Source organism: Chitinophaga flava (assembly GCF_003308995.1).
Lineage (GTDB): Bacteria > Bacteroidota > Bacteroidia > Chitinophagales > Chitinophagaceae > Chitinophaga > Chitinophaga flava.
Genome location: NZ_QFFJ01000002.1, coordinates 3,361,388 through 3,380,295, shown reverse-complemented (window position 1 = coordinate 3,380,295; position 18,908 = coordinate 3,361,388). Strand labels below are relative to the sequence as shown.

Sequence of the window (18,908 nt, the reverse complement as noted above, 5' to 3'; positions counted from 1 at the left end):
GTTATGGCTGCGTTATCCCCTTCCAGCTGTCCGTTCTGAACGGAACAGCCGGAAGGCCAGCTGAGTTGATCAGGTTGCAAACCGGATTATCCGCCCAGGCATAACGTACAGCCGTTGGCGTTGCCACCAGGTCCGAATAAACAACCACCTCGTTTCCTTCAATGACAGCACTGGCCCAATAAAAACGTTTATCAGCGCCGGCAATCGCAAACCCGGTCACTGCTTTACCATCTCTGGTGGAAAGACCCGTCCCCGTACCTGCAAAACGAATACGGACACGATGATTTACTACCTTAAAACCGACAAAAGAAGGACCTGATACAATGCCCTTCTGATGATACACCTGCTTACCCGCCACCAGCGCCAGCCGGTGGCCTACCTCCTGTTTATTGGCCGGGTGAATATTGTCTGCTTCCCCGATATCGATAATACAGGCCATACCTGTATTGGGGAGTGACTGTGTCATGGCCTGAGCCTCCCTCACCTCAGCCCATTCACTCTCCGAAGGCGCCGGTTTGATTTTCTTATAGTTAGCCAGCTGTACATACAGGAACGGGAAATCACCCTGTTTCCAGCGTTGCCGCCAATCTTTGATCAGACTAGGAAACAACTGCCGGTAATCGAAACCGGCATTTTCATTGGCCTCTCCCTGATACCAGATCACTCCTTTGATCGCATAGGGAACAAGCGGATGGATCATCGCATTGAACAGCATAGCAGGATAGCAGTGATAATTCCGTATTGCCGGCACCGGTGGTTCAAGGTCTTTCTTGTACCGCCATGGCCCTGCCAGTGAAATCCGGGTAGCTCCATCGCTTACATAAATACTGTCCGCAGGCGGGTTTAGTCCGCCGCCGCCCCAGAGCATGGCTATCCGAAGTGCAATGACATTCTCACCTGTCTTCAGCATTTCTGTAGGAATGGTATAATGATGGAACAGACTGGCATTCCATACCGTTTTACAGATTTCATCTCCGTTGACATAAAGGGAATAGTTCATTTCAGGATGCCCTAGCTCCACTGTCAGCACTTTTCCTTTAAATGAGACTGGCAGTGTGATTTTTTTGCGCATCCACACGATTCCTTCATATGGCCCGCCGAAATCCCTGACCAGAGCTGGCATTTCAATCTGTGGCCACGAAGCGTCGTTGAATGTTTCGGCTGGTATATCATGGTCCGCGTTGTTTTGCGGATGATATACAATATCCCAGAAACGCACCAGATCAACGCTATCCCGTATAAAATCGGCCTTCGTAAGGGTATCGTTGGCTAATATTCGCTGCTTTGTAACCGGCGACGCCAGCAGCCCTTCCCTGCCGGTCCAGGCTTCTACAGGGGTGCCACCCCATGTGCTCTGGATAACGCCTATCGGAACATTTTGTTCCTGATGAATCCGGCGCGCAAAATAATACGCCACCGCAGAAAACCCGCCAGTATTGGCCGTATCACAGGCTCTCCACCTCCCGCCTCCGATGTCCTGCTGCGGTGTAAGGCTTTTGTTATGTTCTACCACCAGAAAACGTATCTGAGGCCAATTGGATGCAGCTATTTCTTTCGCGGCATCCTTCGCGTCCTTCACCTGCCACTCCATATTGGATTGGCCGGAAGCCAGCCAGACATCGCCGATCAGCACATTTTTGAATTCAACATCGTCATCCGCCCCGGACACTTTCAGCGTATAAGGTCCGCCGGCTTTAAAGGCCGGAAAATGGAGCATCCATTTCCCATCTTTGCCAGTCACGGCTTTCGCATGGGCTGTTCCCAGCGTACCCCTTATCTGCGTCCCGGGTGAGGCCCATCCCCACACGGGGATGGGCTGCTCACGCTGTAACACCATACTGTCGCCAAATACCATAGGTATCCTTATCTGTGCAAAGAGGCAGGAACAAAAGAGACAACTTAGTGTCAATCCAAAAAATATTTTCTTCATCATAAAAATCTGGTAGTGACTGTGTTTAGTTCAATCCCCGCAGCAGGGAATCCAACGCCTGTCTGTCAAATACGGTATTACTGCGCCTATCGAAAATACCAAAACTATTATTACCCAACGCACCTTCATCCCAGTAAAAAGGCAACACACCATTGGTTTTACATTGTTTCACCACATACTTCAGGTGATAGGCCCTTGATGCCAGATGCAACCTTAAATTATCTCCCGTCAGCGCAGTGCGCCGGATAGCGCCAAATTCACCCAGTACCACCGGGAAACCTTTGTCTACGAAGGCGCTCTTCAAGAATTTGTACAGCCGGTCAATTTCTGCTTCTTCTCCCCAGGTGGCATTATGGTCGGGGTCTGTAGTGGAGTGATATCCCATGCCCCAATAAAAAAACTGTTTGCCCCAGGTTTCATCTTTCGTCATCAGCGCAAACTGGTAAGGCGTATAGGCATGCACTTCCACCATCATTTTATTGGGCACCCTGTCCGCCGGCAGTTTGGTCATCAATTGCACGGTCTTGTCAATGTCTGTGGATGGCCCCTGAACCACCAGCGTCCGGTAAGCGTTTCTGCCTCCGGTGGAACGCACCGCATCCACAAATGTCTGATGATAAGACAGCAACACGTTCATCTGAGTGGCATCGCCCACGTTGGGTTCATTAGCGCTGGCAAACAGCAAATGTTCATCAAAACCCCGCAGTGAGGTGGCAATTTGTTCCCAGAAGGCTTTTTGTTTAGCGTTGACAGAATCCTTCTTTTCGGGGGTACAGTTGTTTTCCAGCCACCCGCCATCCCAATGGACGTTAAGAATGACGTACATGTCGTTGCTGACGCAATACTGCACCACTTCTTTTACGCGGTTTAACCAGGCATCCTGTATTTTAGCCGTTTTTGCATCTGAATACTGGTTCCAGGAACAGGGTATGCGGATGGCATTAAAGCCGGCCTGTTTAACCATCCTGACAAGATCGTTGGTGACTTTTGGGTTGCCCCATGCCGTTTCTCCACCGATGGCGTCCAACGTGTTACCAATGTTCCAGCCTATTCTGATCTTCGCTGCCAGTTGTTGCGCAGTGCTGCTCATCCCACTGGCGTCGGGCGGCTGCGGCGATGTGTTGTAGCCCGGGTACAACGGGCTGGCGCTAAGCTGCTCTACCGCAGTCTGCTGTTGTGAAGCACTGCTGGTAGTTACCTCCCCGTTATTCTTTTTACAGGAAACAGCGGCAGCGATCATAACCATAACCGCTGCCAAAAGATAGGATTTCAAACGTAGCATGATATCAACTTTTAAAGGTGAATGAAATTCAGTTGTCTCAGAACACCCACAGCTGACAGAAGTAAAATTTTATTGTTTGACAACATAGTTATATACCAGCAAAGCCGGGCCATCACACGATGTTCTCAGTACACCCAGCTGCATGGATTTTTCAGTTAATGAAATCAATCGGATTTGTGAGATGATCACCAGCCTGCATTTTGTTTCAACACACCGTTTGACAGGGTCACCTGGGAATAAGGAATTTGTGACAGGCCTTTTGTTTCAATGATTTTACCAGCTTGTATGGTCTTGGTTGTGTTCACATCGCCATTTTTTACAACAGTTGTTTCTGCGATGGCCGCAGCTGCTGTGGTGATGCCCTGACGAAGCAAATCCCAGTAACGGATACCTTCTCCGGCAAATTCCAGTTTTCTTTCATTGATAATATTGGCCTGATTGACGGGCAATTGCACAAAGCTATCACCGAAAGCGCGTTTACGTACATTGTCGAAATATAGCTGCGCATTAGGAGAGCCCAGTTCGGCCGCCATCAGCAATACATCTGCATAACGGATGGACACATAGTCCTGATACTGCCCGATCATAAAGTTGGTTCCACCCATTTTCACCGCGAGGCTGTTGCCAGCTTCATCTACCAGCGGGGTGTACTTTTTCATATAATAACCGGTATACTCCCGCTGGTCTTTACTGTTCGTAAAAGCCAGTCCTTCATCGGCAATAGATATGATGGTCGCTTTTCTTCTGGTATCGTTGGCCGCATAGGCATTCCAAAGTCGTGCATTAACAGGACTACCACCCCATCCCATTCCATAGGGGAAAACACTCTGACCGCGAAGGCCATTCATCACCAGCCAGTAGTTGCCGTCCGCATTCCCGCTATAATCACTAGTGTAAGTATATTTAATGGCAAATACGGTTTCCTTGTTATCTTCTCCCACATAATCATTGAGCGATGCCGCCGGCCACAGATTCGCAAATTTTTCTACCAGCCCAAACCCACTGTTGGAGATCACATCTTCAACATAAGCCAGTGCCTGTTGTTTGGATACGGTGCCTACAAGATCCGTCTTTCCATAATAACCGGTATAATAGAGATACACACGGCCAATCAGGGATTCCACTGCCCATTTGGTCACCCTGCCATGGGTGGCTGCAGGCTGGCTTGGATAATTCACGGCAGGAAGATTATTGGCAGCAAACACCAGGTCATCCGCAATGAGTTTATATACACTATCAGGGCTGGCCTGTGCAATATTGTCGGTGGTAGGTTTGGCGAGCAGCGGAATATTACCCCATAATCTCACCATATCAAAATAAAGGTAGGCGCGTATAAACCTCGCTTCGGATTCATATGTGGGGCGCAATTTCTCATTACCTTTCCAGTCCACCTGATCCAGATGCGTCAACAGCATATTGACCCGGTAAATGGCTTTGTAGTAGGCACTCCAGTTGTCGCCGAACAGGCTCTGATCGGAAGGAGAACGGAGTTTGTCAAACTCGTCGATCATCTGATAACCGAAGCCATCTGAGTTACCGGTACCACCAAAAGCATTGTCAGATAATATTTCCGATGCTATAGGCAGCGAAACGCCGCCGTTCCACACGGTTTGCAGTCCATCATATACGCCTACCAGTGCTTTAAAAGCATCATTAGGCGTTTTATAGAAATTCTGCTCTGTTGCCGTAGTAACGTCCTCCGTATCGAGGAAACTTTTGCTGCAGGCTGCCATTAACACCAGTGCAAAGAGCAATGTATATATACGTAGCTTTTTCATCTTCTGATTGATTTTGGTTAAAAGCGGAGATTAGCACCTATCATGACTGTTCTGGGCCTTGGATAATAACCAATGTCCACACCGGTGGAGAAGCCTTCATTATAGCCAATTTCAGGGTCCATGCCATTGTATTTTGTAAAGGTAAAAGCGTTCAGTACGGAAGCGTATACACGCAGTTTGCCCAGGTAATTGCGGGATACCAGTCTGGAGAAATCATATCCCAGTGTGATAGTGTTGATACGCAGAAAGCTGCCATCATGAATATACAGGTCGGAAAACTGTGTCCAGTTACGGTTATCCTCGGTTACTCTCGGCATGGTGTTGGATGATCCCGGGCCATGCCAGCGGTCGAGGATGGCAGTGGAATAGTTGCCCAGTGCACTGGACTGGTTTCGCCATGACTGTACGATTTTATTGCCGGCCACACCTGACGCCTGTACCTGTAAGTCAAATCCTTTGTAATCCAGTGCTATATTGAAGCCAAACGTGAAGTGAGGATTCGGATCGCCAATCATGGTTTTGTCGTTGGCATCGATAACGCCGTCGCCGTTGAGATCAACGAAACGCACGTCACCTGGTTTGGCATCAGGCTGGATTGGTTTGCCAGACTTGTCTTTATAGTCATTCACTTCCGCTTCCGTCTGGAAAATACCGGCTGTTTTCAGTCCCCAAAAATAGCCAATGGGCAAACCATTTGCCGCCCTGTAGAATTCGAGCGCATTTTCATAGAGGGTATTGGTATTCCCGTGGATGATATGATCATTGGTGGGGATGTTGCCGATTTTGTTTTTATTGTAAGCACCGTTGATACCGATGGTATAATTGAAAGATTTGCCAATGCTGTTCTGATAGGAAAGTCCCAGTTCCACACCGGTATTACTCACATCTCCGCCATTGATCAGCGGAGCATCAGCACCGGCAGTAGCCAGTATGGGCGCGCTGATCAGCCAGTCTTTTGTTTTTTTGATATAATAGTCGAATGTCACACTCAGGTTTTTCATGATTGAAGCGTCAAATCCGATATTGGTCTGTTCCGATGTCTCCCATTTCACATTGGGATTAGCGAGCCGGCTGGGATAGGCACCCTGTGTATTGACGCCTTCCACCGGTCCGAAGATATAAGCTGCATTATTGAAAGCGATGGGTGACAGGTACTGATAAGCAGCCACATTCTGGTTGCCCACCTGGCCCCAGCTGGCGCGAAGTTTGAAGAAGTCCAGCCAGTGAATATCCTCCATAAACCCTTCTTTGGAAACCACCCATCCGGCGGATGCTGAAGGGAAATAGCCCCAACGGTTTTCCGGTGCGAAGCGGGAAGAACCATCAGCACGGAATGTAAGGTTTAAAAGATATTTCTCGCGGTAGTTATACTGCAACCTTCCGAAGTAAGACGCCAGCGCGTTAGTAAAAGGGCCGCCGCTCATGCTCATATATGGCGCGCCTCTGGTGACATTCTGCGCCACGGAAAGATAGGCGTGCCACAAATCAGCAATGCGCAGGTCACGGTTATTGCCGGTCATGCTGACGCCAGTGGCTTTCAGTGCCGAGGTACCCGCCATCACGCTGAAGCTGTGGTTGTTGCCAAGGGTGAAATCATAGCTCAGTGAGTTGTCGAACTGTATGGTCTGCCCGCTGCCCATGGATTGTGTTACCCTGGAAGTGTCGTTGAAGGCGTAGACAGAAAGATGATATACCGGCGTGAGGCCATGGCTTTGATTGGCGTAATAATTCAGTCCCAGGCTGGTGCGGAACTTCAGGCCTTTAATAGGTTCTGCCTGTAGGTATACATCGCCAAAGAGGCCCTGGCTGCTGTTGCGGCTCTGACTAGAATAATACATCACCGCATAGGGATTGGACTCACCATTGTTCCACGCGCGATCGGGTTTTCCTGGGTACCAGCCGGTTTTATCCGCGGCGAAGAAATTGCCGTCACTGTCATACATGGGCAGGAAAGGGCTCGTAGTGAATGCCGCACGCAGGGAGTTGTTGTATTGGTTGCCTACCCCGATGCCATAGGTGTTCTGATAATTAAACGTCAGGTGTTCACCAGCTTTGATGACGTCTCTATACAGTTTATGTTCAGAATTGATACGAAAAGTGTAACGTTCCAGGTTAGAGATATTGGAACCACCCACAATACCGCCCTGACTGGTATAACCTAACGACATCGAATATACGGAGCTGGCACTGCCCCCCTGTACGCCAAGCACGTAGTTCTGGGTAGGTACGTTCTTTTTGAACATCTGATCCATCCAGTTGGTATTTACCGGCAGGTTGTTGATCACATCGTTGGTGAAATAGGGCGCTTTACCGGAATTGACCGCCGCTTCATTCATAATAACCGCGTATTCCTTTGCATTGAGCAGCTTTGCTTTGCGGGCTACATTCTGGAGGCCATAAAAAACGTCCAGCGTTACCTGCGCTTTCTGATTAGCTTTTCCAGTGCGCGTAGTAACGAGGATAACACCATTGGCCGCCTGTGAGCCATAGATGGCAGCGGAAGCGGCATCTTTCAGCACATCGATAGAGGCAATATCTGCAGGGTTGAGGTAAGTAATGTCGTTGGTCTGTACACCATCGACAATGTATAAAGGTGCGAAGTTGCCCACCGTACCTTTACCCCGGATAACCACGTTCATGGCCGAACCGGGCTGGCCCGAGTAGCTGGTGAGCTGTACGCCGGGCGCCTGTCCCTGTAGGGCCTGTAAGGCATTAGTAGTACTTTGTTTTTGAAGATCGTCACCTTTTACCTGCAAGTTGGCGCCGGTGACGAGTTTTTTCTTTTGTACACCGTAACCGATCACCACAAAGTCTTCAATCTGAGTGACTGATTCCTGCAGTTGCAGATTCATCTCGGTACCTGCTACTTTTACTTCCTGCGGCACATAACCAACGGACGTAACCACCAGCACGGCGCCGGGAGCAGCTTCAATTTTAAAAAATCCGCCATTGTCTGTAACAGTGCCTTTGGTTGTCCCTTTTACGGTAACCGATGCTCCCACCACCGACGCGGCTGTGTTCCCGGAAGTGATCCGGCCCGTTACCTGATGCGTTTGCGCAATAACGGAGTGGCTTATCAATAATATGACGGTCAGCCATGCGTATAACAATAACTGTCCTGTATTTTTTTTAGATTCTTTCATAAAAGTCGGGCATTTGGATTTTGGTAGTTGATAAAACCGGCGCTTATATTCTGATGGTCATTTTTTTCCCTTCATAACGTATTTCCTGATCGGCCTTCCCGTTCGGGTCCAGCGGTTTGGGAGTGGCAGCACTTACCCGGACAACCCGGAATACGCGCTGCTGCAGCATACCGTCGTATGTTCCCTTGCGTTCGCCTATCGTTAGTACCTTTGTGTTTTCATCGTAATCAATTGGAATAATGGAAAACTGTCCTTTCTCGTAGTTGTAGGAACTGCCGTCATCTTCATACAACCGGAAATTGCCGTTCTTACCAGTATAGACGTACAGTGTAATCGTATCGGCGGGCCTTTCCGAAGTGTATTGCAGCGCCGGGCCTAAAGGAATGATGGAACCTTCCTTCACATACAGTGGCATACGGCCATAGGGCGCATCGGCAGTGATTCTTTTACCGCCAGCATTCCGGGTGCCGGTGTATAGATCGTACCAGCCCTGTCCGGCAGGCAGGTATACTTCTCTGCTACGTTGTTTGTACTGATACACCGGGTTAACAAGCAAGGAAGGACCGAACATAAACTGGTCTCCTATGTTCAGTACGGTGGTGTCCTTGGCGAAGTCCATGACCAGTCCGCGCATGATGGTATAATTTTCATGGTACGCTGCGCCTGCAAGTGAATAGCTATAAGGCAAAAGCCGGTACCGGAGTTTATCGTAATACAAAAAGCTTTCGTAAGCCGGATGACCCTCCGGAGCGGTATTAAAGATTTCGCGGTAAGGGAACTGCCCATGTGAGCGGAACAGTGGCACAAATGCGCCGAACTGTGTCCAGCGAATGCTCAGCTCCCGCCATTCTTCCAGACTTTCCGCGTCTGGCTTTTCAAATTTCGCTGGCACCACAAATCCGCCGATGTCCATGGTCCAGTAAGGGAGGCCGGACAGAGAGAAGTTGATACCAGCGGCTATCTGCGTTTGCATATCCCGCCAGGTGGCGCCAATATCGCCACTCCAAATAGCCGCCGCGTACCGCTGTGAGCCCCCGAAGCCGGAGCGTGTAAGCAGAAAGACTCTTTTGTCAGGGTCAGTCTGCCGCTGTCCTTCATAAATGCCTTTAGCGTTTTGCAGCGGATAGGCATTCAGGTATTCTGCCGCCGGGCCCAGCGCAGTAGGCGTCATCTGTTGCTTTCGTTTTTCCGGGCTTACATTGGACAGTATATCCGGCTCGCTGGCATCCATCCACCAGGCATCGATCCCTTTAGAATAAAGCTTATGATTAATCAGGTCCCAGAAGCCTTTGCGGGCATCTTCATTAAAAGCATCGTAAAACGTAGAGACATAACCTTTACCAATCCAGTCCCGTTGTTCATCTGCTACATTTCTTTTATAGAGCCATCCTTTTTTGTCAAATTCATGATAGGCTGGGATATCTTTATAGAACTTAGGCCATACTGATATCATGATCTGCGTGTGGTACTTTTGGTGTAACACATCGATCATGCTATCGGGTGACGGAAACCTGGCGGCGTCAAACTCCTGGCTTCCCCAGGCAGTTTCCTTCCAGTAGCTCCAGTCCAACACTATATTGTCGAGCGGTATGTTCTTTTTGCGGAACTGATCTACAGTGGAGAGAATCTCCTCCTGTGTTTTGTACCGCTCACGGCTTTGCCAGAAACCCATTGCCCATTTAGGAACAATAGGCGCTTTGCCGGTCAGTTCGCGGTAACCGGCTATCACCTCGTCCATATTGCCGCCGTGCACGAAATAATAATCTACCTGACGACCTGCTTCCGAAGAAAAGCCAAAACAACGTTGTTCCTCTTTGCTCAATGGTGCCTGCCATTTCAGCGACAGATAGGATTCAGGGCTTTCGGGCGCCCATTCAATTCTGACAGGTACCTTCACACCTTTATCAAAGTTGACCGGCACCAGTGCGGGCGCCGGGTTCCATGCCTTGCGCCAGTGGTCCAGTACCAGCTTTCCATTGAGCCATACTTTCAGCGTGCCACCGAAGGTAAACCGCAGTTGATGCAGCCCCGAAACATGACTGCCCAGGCTTCCCTCCCACGACGCCATACCGGTGGCCGGTGTAAACCCTTGCGGAAGCATGACTTTTGAATCTCCCAAAAACTCCATATTAATCGCTGATTCCGGCCGGGTAGTAATAATCTCCTGCGGCTGATGAGCATTGTTGGCATAAGCGGCTGTCAGCCACCCTTCTTCGCCGTTTTTGGAAAAAAGCTGTAAAGCGGACAGCGGGTGCAGTGGCCTTATATCACCAGCGGTTGTCAGCGAGTAGTTATCCCAGAGGATACCATAGTTTTTATTAGAGACCAGAAATGGAATGACCACTTCGGTATTGTTCTGGAAAAACGTGACCTGCTGTCCTCTGTAATTATATACCCCGTCCTGGTGCTGTCCGAGGCCATACCAGCCGTCATCCCCAGCCCCTTCAAACTGCTGGGTTAGATGATAATACGACTGGCCCTCAAATGCAGCAGGTCCGAAGGTCCGTCCTCCGGTTGCTTTCTCTGCCAGTATTTTTTCGCCTTGGGCATCCAGAAAAGAGACAGCGCCCGTTTTTACCCGGACCACTACCGTCAACTTTTGGGTTTTCAGCGTGACCGCTTCATTGGAAGCAACCAGCTTCCATTCAGGCACCGGCTTGTTACCAGGAATTGTCATCAGGCTTTGTAAAGGAGCCAGTTCTTTTCCGGGCGCAGCCACCACCCTGATAATATCATCGGTGATCACATACAACCGAACAATGTTGGTAGTGCCAGTAAAAGAGGGGTCAGTATAAACAATGACCCCATCTTTGGTTTGTGAATAAAACGGCGGGCTTGCCAGAGAAACCTGGTAAACAAGCATTAGCAAAAGCCAAGCGACAGTTATAGTCCTTTTCATAACGTGGTGAAAGTCTTACGTGGAATAATGCCGTAAAGTTGGTTAATGTCTGGGAATGTGAGGGATGGCGGATGTTACAATTTGGGGTATCAAATGTTGCAATCTGCTGAGTCCCAGGACTAAAGTCCTGGACTATGATGTTGGATGTGGAGATTGTGCAGATTTTAAAAAGGCTGACCGGACAGGTCAGCCTTGTGATTATTTCCGTTAAATGATAATTAGCATCCATCTTTTCATTTCAACAGCTTATCTGATTTTTAGAACTGCTGCATATGGGAATGCAGGTTTATTTTCCGGTAATACAACCTCTAAAGCATCCATGTTCTGTTGGAAGTGTAACTCACCACCTCCTAACAAATCAATCCTGTTGACTCTTTCAGGCCGTAATGCATTTCCTGCCGCGAGACTTTTGATATTCATTTTTCTATCATCGGGCCAACCCAGTAAGACAGCGTACAGCGCATCTCCTTTGGTGGTAAAACGGATATCACCAGCGGCTAACGGTTTACCTTTGCCTTCATTGAATCCTTGTGCTGAAATGGGGGCAGCTCCTTCCATCGCGGGACCTTCACCGAGTACCTTCCAGGGCCTTGTGTCGAATATGCATTCTGCATTGATGGCCATCCAGGCGGCTATTTCTTCAAGAATTGTTTTCTCCTGCTCATCGATGGTGCCATTGCCTTTTACAGGAATATTGAGCAGAAGGTTTCCGTTTTTGCTCACCACATCTACCAGGGTCTGGATAACGGTTTTTCCGGACTTATACCATTTACCTTCAAAGAACCGCTTATCATAATGCCATCCGCCGATACAGGTGTCTGTTTGCCACGCGAATGGCTCAATCACATTGCTCTGTCCGCGTTCGATGTCCCATACCATGCATTTGCGCTGCATTTCATTCAGTACTTTACCGTTCAGCACTGCCTGTAGTTTGCCTTTATTACGTTTGATACTTTTGTTGTAATGATAGGCCGCTATCTGCAGTCCTACGTCGCTGACCGGATGCAGCGGCAAGGCGGTATCATCAAAATAAACCAGCTCCGGTTCATATTTATCTATCAGATCAATCGTCCTTTTCAGGAACTGATCGCAGTAAGCTTTTGACGGCGCCGCTGCGCCATTGCCCCAATTCCACTGCCGGATGAGGGCCTCGTTATCAAGGCTGTTTTCGCTCAGCGGATGGTTTTGCGCATAGAGCAGTTGCGGGTCTAGTCCTTCCCACCAGGCGCCTTTGCCATCTGCTTTAGTCAGTTTGCCGTCGTAGGGCACGCCAGCGAGCGGTCCGTTTTTGTCTGCACGTTGTGCTACTTCATACCACGTCCATGCATGGGCCGCATGTATGCTCACCCCAAAAGGCAATCCGTTATTCCGGGCAGCTTTGGCCCAGCCACCAATGAGATCTTTTTTAGGTCCTACGTTTACCGCATTCCATGCATGGTGACGAGAGTTCCAGAGATCAAGGTTATCGTGATGATTGGCCATGGCGAAAAAATATTTCGCGCCGGCCCGTTTGTATAAAGCCACCAGCTGCTCCGGGTCCCACTGTTCTGCTTTCCACTGATGGATAACATCCTTAAACCCGAACTTAGAAGGATGTCCGTATTTCTGCAGGTGGTATTTGTACTGGTCACTCCCTTCTATATACATGCCACGCGCGTACCAGTCTCCATACTCCGGCTCACACTGCGGCCCCCAGTGTGCCCATATGCCGAACTTGGCATTGCGGTACCATTCAGGTACAACATATTGCTGCAAAGAATCCCAGCTGGCGGTAAAAGGCCCCGGTGCGGCGTATGGAGCCAGCTGCCCACCAAATGATGCACCAGCCTGCTTTGACAATAAATAAGCAGGAACAGTTAACCCAAGATATTTGATAAGTGATCTTCTATTCACGGTTAGAATATTTTTTTGTATTAAAAGGAAATAGTATCAAAAAATAATTCTGTTTGATAAAAAACACAGTATGCTACGTGATGATTGTTATGCTGAAGTGGCAATTTTAGGATATATGAAGCGGGATATGTTTTGCGAGGCGGTTAGAAATTTTCCTGCAACAGTGTGGTAAGTTGGCAGCACTTTTCAAGCGACTACTGTTGCAGGAAAATAACCTGCGTGCATAACGTGGAATTCTATCTGCTTGCAAGAAAATAAAAAATTGTCAATTTTACAATTATTTTTTCTGCAACATAAATACAGTACATAAGCACATCGCAGTTATCAGCCCATAAAGCCTAAAAACAGGCTGGATAAGCAGAATAAATTATCCTTCGTTATCACAAAATAATTTGTCAATTTAACAGTTATTTATTTTTATTTTTAATAAACCTAATCTGTTATCTATGAAACTGAACACCATTAACCGGCGCAATTTCCTCGCCCAATCCGGTATGGCTGCGGCGGCAGTCTTCATCTCCCCATCAGCCTTTGCTGTATTGGCCAAACCCAGATTTAAAATGGGCTTGCAGCTGTATACCATCCGCGAAGCCATGGAAAAAGACGTTGCCGGTACGCTTAAAAGAGTAGCCCGCCTGGGCTATCAGGATGTGGAAACGTATGGCTTCGACCCTGCGCACATCGGCTACTATGGCCGCAGCGCAAAAGATTTCAATCTGCTGCTGAAGGACAACGGATTAACCACTGCCAGCGGCCACTATGATCTGTTTAAATACCTCAATGTACCGGAAGCAGAACTCCTCTCTTATGTTGATCAATGTATTGAAGGCGCCAAACAACTGGATCAAAAATATATCACCTGGCCATGGCTGGCGCCGGAAGACAGGAGCATCGATAAATTTAAATTACTGGCCTCCAAACTGAACACCATCGGAACAAGGGCAAAAAAAGCAGGTCTTGGTTTTGCTTATCACAATCATGATTTTGAGTTTATTGACCATGGCAACATCAACGGTTATCAGATCATTATGAAAGAAACAGACCCCGATCTGGTGAAATTGCAAATGGATATGTACTGGATAGTGCGCGCCGCCAAAAAACAACCTGTTGAATTTTTCAAACAACAGCCGGGCCGCTTTGTGATGTGGCATATCAAAGACATGGACCGCAAAACAGAAGACTATACTGAATTAGGAAGAGGCGCTATCGACTATACGAAAATACTACCGGATGTGAGCTTGGCAGGCATGCAATATTATTTCCTGGAACAAGGCGGCAACTTCCGCACCGGCGATGCTATGGACAGTATTACCGAAAATGCAGACTTCTTTAAGCACAACCTCCGAAAGTACTTATAAAGTATAGGCGTTTCCGGTATCATGGATATCGGAAATGCCTTTTTAAATCTTATACAACACGCCCGTAAAAGCGATCATGATCAGGAAAGTAACCACCCCGCCTGCTATACAAATAGCGAGTGTTTCGTTCTTATACCTGCGCTGGAGAGGCTCCTCCGGCTGTTGCTCCATTCTTTTGATATAATGCACCGCAGCAATATGTGCGAACACAGCCACCAGTGAAAGCGTATAATAAGGTATGAAAAACAATTTCTCCGGATAATGGTTTGCCACCCCGGCAGCAAAATAAAAATCGGTATTCATCTTCCACTGAAATCGCCCGCGCAATACAGCCTGTACATGATAAATCATAAAAAAGGACAAATAAAGTCCGCTTAATACTTGTATCACTACGTAAAAAGGCTGGCGGACAAATCCCTTTCGGATCACAAGTCCGAGCCCACTGACTACCTGGAAGCCCACACAGAACAATAATACAAGCTCCACCAACCAGAACCGGTATATATGTCTCAGTATATTCATGACCGTTATATGCCAATGCGGTCCACCCAGCGCAAACAGGTGATTGCTTATATGGAGCAAAAGAAAGAAGGCAAGGACAATACCGGATGCACGATGCAGCCGTTTAAGGGATACTGACATAACGTGAAAGGATATAGGGTTTAGAGCATATAGTTGCCTAACGTCCGGATGCAGATTTTTTCAAATGTGCATCCGGCACGAAGTTCAGAAAAGAATGTAAGTTGACATTGTACTTTTTCTTATCCACCTTATAATAAAACGCACCTTTCCTGGAGCTCAGCTTATCTTTATCTGCCAATCTCACCAGCAAGCCGGTTGACAGGATCTTCCGGCTGAAATTCCCCTTATCAAAAGTGGTGTTGTACACTGATTCGTATAGCTGCTGCAGTTGAGGAAGTGTAAACTTCGGAGGTAATAACTCCAGCAATAGCGGGTGCAGCGCGGCTTTATAACGCAATCTCTCCTTGGCTTGATTCACCATCGCATCATGATCAAATATTAATTCAGGATGATGATTGATCGGGAACCAAACTGCATGAAAATCTTCATGCAGCTGCCTGTAACGCTTGATGTCTATCAGGGCGGTATAAGCCACCGATATTGTTCTTTCCACGCTATCCCTGTCCGGCGCGCTGAAAGTATGTAATTGTTCCATATAGATACCATCCAGGCCGGAAAGGTTTTTCAGTACACGGGCAGCGGCATCCTCCGCACTTTCTTCTTCCTGCACAAACCCACCCACCAGGCTCCACTTGCCTTTACAAGGCTCAAAACCACGCTGGATCAGCAGCAACTTTATCTCCTGTCCGTCGAAACCAAAAATAATGCAGTCAACAGCGACTAATAACCTTGTTTGCTGTGCATATCTCTTCATACAAAACAATTAGGCAACAAAAGTACAAACCAGATCCCGAATCTCCATCCCCTTACCAAAAACGTATATACAGGGCCGAAATCAGTAACAGGGTAATGACAATCAGCACCGTCGTGGCCGGCGATATTTTAAACATCTCCCTATCCAGTACAAAGGCCCGTGGATTGACCCTGGGGCCGGCCAAACTGATCAGTACCATTACAATCATGGTAAACATAAAAGCCAGTCCCATACAGATCAGGAAAGGGATCTCATACCCTCCGCTACCATTGGGATAGGCTGTATAGAGGAGGTTTTCATGGCCCAATACTGCTGGCGCAAACTGATTAAAAAACACGCACAGGGTGAAGCCGGTGACAATACCCGCAACGGCTGCCGTGCCGGTGGTGCGCTTCCAAAACATACCCAACAGGAACATGGCAAAAACACCCGGACTGATATATCCCGTATACTTTTGGATAAAAGTGAACCCACCTGCCCCACCGATGCCCAGCAGGTCATTCCAGGTAAAACCGATGGCCAGCAACATAGCTGCAATCACCACCCATCGGCCTGTCCATACCAGTTGCCGCTGGGAAGCCGTTTTATTCATGTATTTCTGGTAGATATCCAACGTGAAGATGGTGGAAATACTATTGGCCTTCCCTGCCAGCGAGGCCACAATGGCCGCCGTCAAAGCCGCTATGGAAAGTCCTTTCAGACCAGATGGCAGAAAACCCAGTATCGCCGCATAAGCACCATCTTTGTTCTCCAGCCCCGGCAGCTGCCCGTTTTTATGCAGTACATAAGCCGCAATACCCGGCAGCATAACAATAATGGGCATCATGATTTTCAGTAACCCGGCGAATAGTATGCCATTGCGGGCCGTCTGCAAATTAGCGCCCAACGCCCGTTGCGTAATATACTGATTACAGCCCCAATAGTTGAGGTTCACAATCCATTGCCCTGCTGCATACATCAGTATGCCCGGCAACACCAGATACTTGTTGATGTACTCCTGGGAAGAGGCAGCATCCGGTTTGGCAAGGATCATATGAAAATGATCGGGCGCGTCTTTCATCAAAGCGTTAAAACCAGCCAGCGCATTCCTGCCCAGCCCGAAATGCTCGCTCACCAGCGTGAGTGCCATGTAAGTTGTGGCTAATCCGCCAATGATCAATACGCTCACCTGTATTACGTCCGTATAGCCGATCACCTTCATACCACCCAATGTGATGAGGATGGCAAATACAGATAAAGCGATCATAACAACATGCAGATAGGTGCCGCCCAGCAGACCATTGATAGCCAAAGCACCCAGATACAGAATAGAAGTGAGGTTAACAAACACATATAAAAACAACCAAAAAACAGCCATGATCAATGCCACCGTTTCGTTATACCTCGTTTTGAGGAACTGTGGCATGGTGTAAATTTTATTCTTCAGATAGATGGGAATAAACCAAACCGCGATGATAATCAATGCAATGGCAGCAATCCATTCATAGGCCGCAACGGCGATACCAACAAAGAAACCATCACCACTCATGCCAATGAACTGCTCTGCGGAAATATTGGAAGCAATCAGCGAAGCGCCAATCGCCCACCAGGTAAGCGAACCTTCCGCGAGGAAAAAATCTTTCGCATCCGGATTGTCTGTTTTCTTTTTCCTGTACACCCAATAGCCATAACCGGCTACCACTAAAAAGTAAATGATGAATACAAGGATATCGTTGGCAGAAAGTATATTTTTCATAACTGGGGATATATCAGTTTAATAAGCCGTATCGTTCCAGCGCAATTCGTTGCGGAATGTTCTCAGCTCGGTGTGTTTGTCAATCAGCGCGAGTTCAATACCTGCCATATCTGCAAAGTCCTGCATGTGAACAGACGAGAGGTTCTGGCTAAAGCAGGTGTGATGCGCGCCGCCTGCCAGTATCCAGGCAGTACAGGCTTTTTTCATATCAGGATACGGCTTCCATAATACACGTGCAACCGGCAATTTCGGTAAATCGTGTGGCGGCACCACAGCCTCCACTTCATTCACCAGCAGGCGGAACCTGTTGCCCATATCCACAATAGAGGCGTTGATAGCCGGGCCACCGGCTGTGTTAAATATCAGCCGCACAGGATCTGCTTTCCCGCCTATGCCCAGCAGATGTTTCTCGCACGACGGTTTACCATCGGCAATGGATTCGCATATTTCCAGCATGTGCGCTCCCAACACCATCGGATTCTGCGGGTCAAAATGATACGTATAATCTTCCATGAAGGAGTTGCCTCCGGCTAGCCCACTGCCCATTACTTTCATGGCGCGTACCAGTGCCGCCGTTTTCCAGTCTCCTTCGCCGGCAAAGCCATAGCCTGCCTTCATCAGCCGTTGCACCGCGAGGCCCGGTAATTGCACCATGCCATGCAGATCTTCAAACGTATCGGAGAACCCTTTATACTGACCATTTTCCAGAAAAGCTTTCAGGCCTAATTCTATCCTCGCTGCATCTTTCAGGGCCGGGTCTTTCAGCAGCACAGCAGCAATCGTGTAGGCATCTGCGTATTCTTCCACCAGCGTATTCACTGCATGGTCCGGGATGCTGTTGATCACAGCTACCAGATCGCCAATACCGTGTGTATTACAAGAGAAACCGAACACTGCTTCGGCCTCTACTTTATCTCCATCTGTTACGGCCACGTACCGCATGTTATCACCGAAGCGAACAAAACGTGCGCCTTGCCAGTCGTGCCAACCGGCAGCCACACGGCTCCAGGCGCCCAGCTCTGCCAGCACTGCTGTATCTTTCCAGTGACCGGTAATCACTTTCCGGTTCATGCGCATGCGGCTCATCATAAATCCCAGCTCCCTGTCGCCATGTGCGCTCTGGTTGAGGTTCATGAAGTCCATATCTATTTCGCTCCAGGGAATATCCCTGTTGTATTGCGTATGCAGGTGGCAAACCGGCTTCTTCAGCGCTTTCAGACCCCGTATCCACATTTTAGCGGGAGAAAAGGTATGCATCCACATCACCACGCCGATACAGTTCACTGCCGCATTGGCTTCCATGCATACGGCATAGATCTCTTCCGGGGTGGTGACAATCGGTTTGCAGATAACGGAAACGGGTATATGACTAGTACTATTCAGTGCTGAAGCTATTTCCCGGCTATGCCCTGCCACCTGATTTAAGGCGGCTTCTCCGTATAGATGCTGGCTTCCGGTGACCAACCAGATCTCTAATTTTTTCAGATCAATCAT

At 48.4% G+C, this 18,908-nt stretch carries 11 protein-coding genes; 1 reads left to right on the top strand and 10 read right to left on the bottom strand.

Annotated features, from left to right (window positions below; all coding sequences use genetic code 11):
* Position 1: 1 nt before the first annotated feature.
* The 6 genes from DF182_RS28930 to DF182_RS28905 all read right to left on the bottom strand — a co-directional run bounded on the left by DF182_RS28930 (position 2) and on the right by DF182_RS28905 (position 12,925).
* Positions 2 to 1,933, bottom strand: coding sequence for a sialate O-acetylesterase (locus tag DF182_RS28930; protein ID WP_245957586.1), 1,932 nt, complete (start codon positions 1,931 to 1,933; stop codon positions 2 to 4).
* 22 nt (positions 1,934 to 1,955) lie between these two features.
* Positions 1,956 to 3,212: a glycoside hydrolase family 5 protein gene (locus DF182_RS28925; protein ID WP_211327236.1), complete on the bottom strand. Its 1,257-nt coding sequence runs from the start codon at positions 3,210 to 3,212 to the stop codon at positions 1,956 to 1,958.
* 185 nt (positions 3,213 to 3,397) lie between these two features.
* Positions 3,398 to 4,990, bottom strand: a complete 1,593-nt coding sequence (locus tag DF182_RS28920) for a RagB/SusD family nutrient uptake outer membrane protein (RefSeq protein WP_113619233.1) — start codon at positions 4,988 to 4,990, stop codon at positions 3,398 to 3,400.
* A gap of 17 nt (positions 4,991 to 5,007) precedes the next feature.
* Positions 5,008 to 8,133 carry a SusC/RagA family TonB-linked outer membrane protein gene (locus DF182_RS28915; RefSeq protein WP_113619232.1) on the bottom strand — a complete coding sequence of 1,042 codons (3,126 nt, stop codon included), beginning with the start codon at positions 8,131 to 8,133 and terminating at the stop codon, positions 5,008 to 5,010.
* Between the two features lie 43 nt (positions 8,134 to 8,176).
* Positions 8,177 to 11,032, bottom strand: a complete 2,856-nt coding sequence (locus DF182_RS28910) for a TIM-barrel domain-containing protein (RefSeq protein ID WP_113619231.1) — start codon at positions 11,030 to 11,032, stop codon at positions 8,177 to 8,179.
* Positions 11,033 to 11,278: 246 nt separating this feature from the next.
* Positions 11,279 to 12,925, bottom strand: coding sequence for an alpha-L-fucosidase (locus DF182_RS28905; protein WP_113619230.1), 1,647 nt, complete (start codon positions 12,923 to 12,925; stop codon positions 11,279 to 11,281).
* A gap of 446 nt (positions 12,926 to 13,371) precedes the next feature.
* Here DF182_RS28905 and DF182_RS28900 point away from each other — a divergent pair, with 446 nt between their 5' ends.
* Complete coding sequence (locus tag DF182_RS28900) at positions 13,372 to 14,283, top strand: sugar phosphate isomerase/epimerase family protein (protein WP_113619229.1); 912 nt, start codon at positions 13,372 to 13,374, stop codon at positions 14,281 to 14,283.
* A gap of 42 nt (positions 14,284 to 14,325) precedes the next feature.
* Here DF182_RS28900 and DF182_RS28895 read toward each other — a convergent pair whose 3' ends face one another.
* The 4 genes from DF182_RS28895 to araA are packed head-to-tail and all read right to left on the bottom strand — an operon-like array spanning position 14,326 to position 18,908.
* A complete protein-coding gene (locus DF182_RS28895; protein WP_147243579.1) occupies positions 14,326 to 14,925 on the bottom strand; it encodes a hypothetical protein in 600 nt (199 codons plus the stop codon).
* Between the two features lie 37 nt (positions 14,926 to 14,962).
* Positions 14,963 to 15,679: an NrtR DNA-binding winged helix domain-containing protein gene (locus DF182_RS28890; protein WP_113619227.1), complete on the bottom strand. Its 717-nt coding sequence runs from the start codon at positions 15,677 to 15,679 to the stop codon at positions 14,963 to 14,965.
* A 52-nt stretch (positions 15,680 to 15,731) separates the two neighbouring features.
* Entirely contained in the window at positions 15,732 to 17,414 is a 1,683-nt protein-coding gene (locus DF182_RS28885; RefSeq protein ID WP_113619226.1) for a sodium:solute symporter family transporter, read from the bottom strand.
* A gap of 18 nt (positions 17,415 to 17,432) precedes the next feature.
* Positions 17,433 to 18,908, bottom strand: coding sequence for an L-arabinose isomerase (gene araA, locus DF182_RS28880; protein ID WP_113619225.1), 1,476 nt, complete (start codon positions 18,906 to 18,908; stop codon positions 17,433 to 17,435).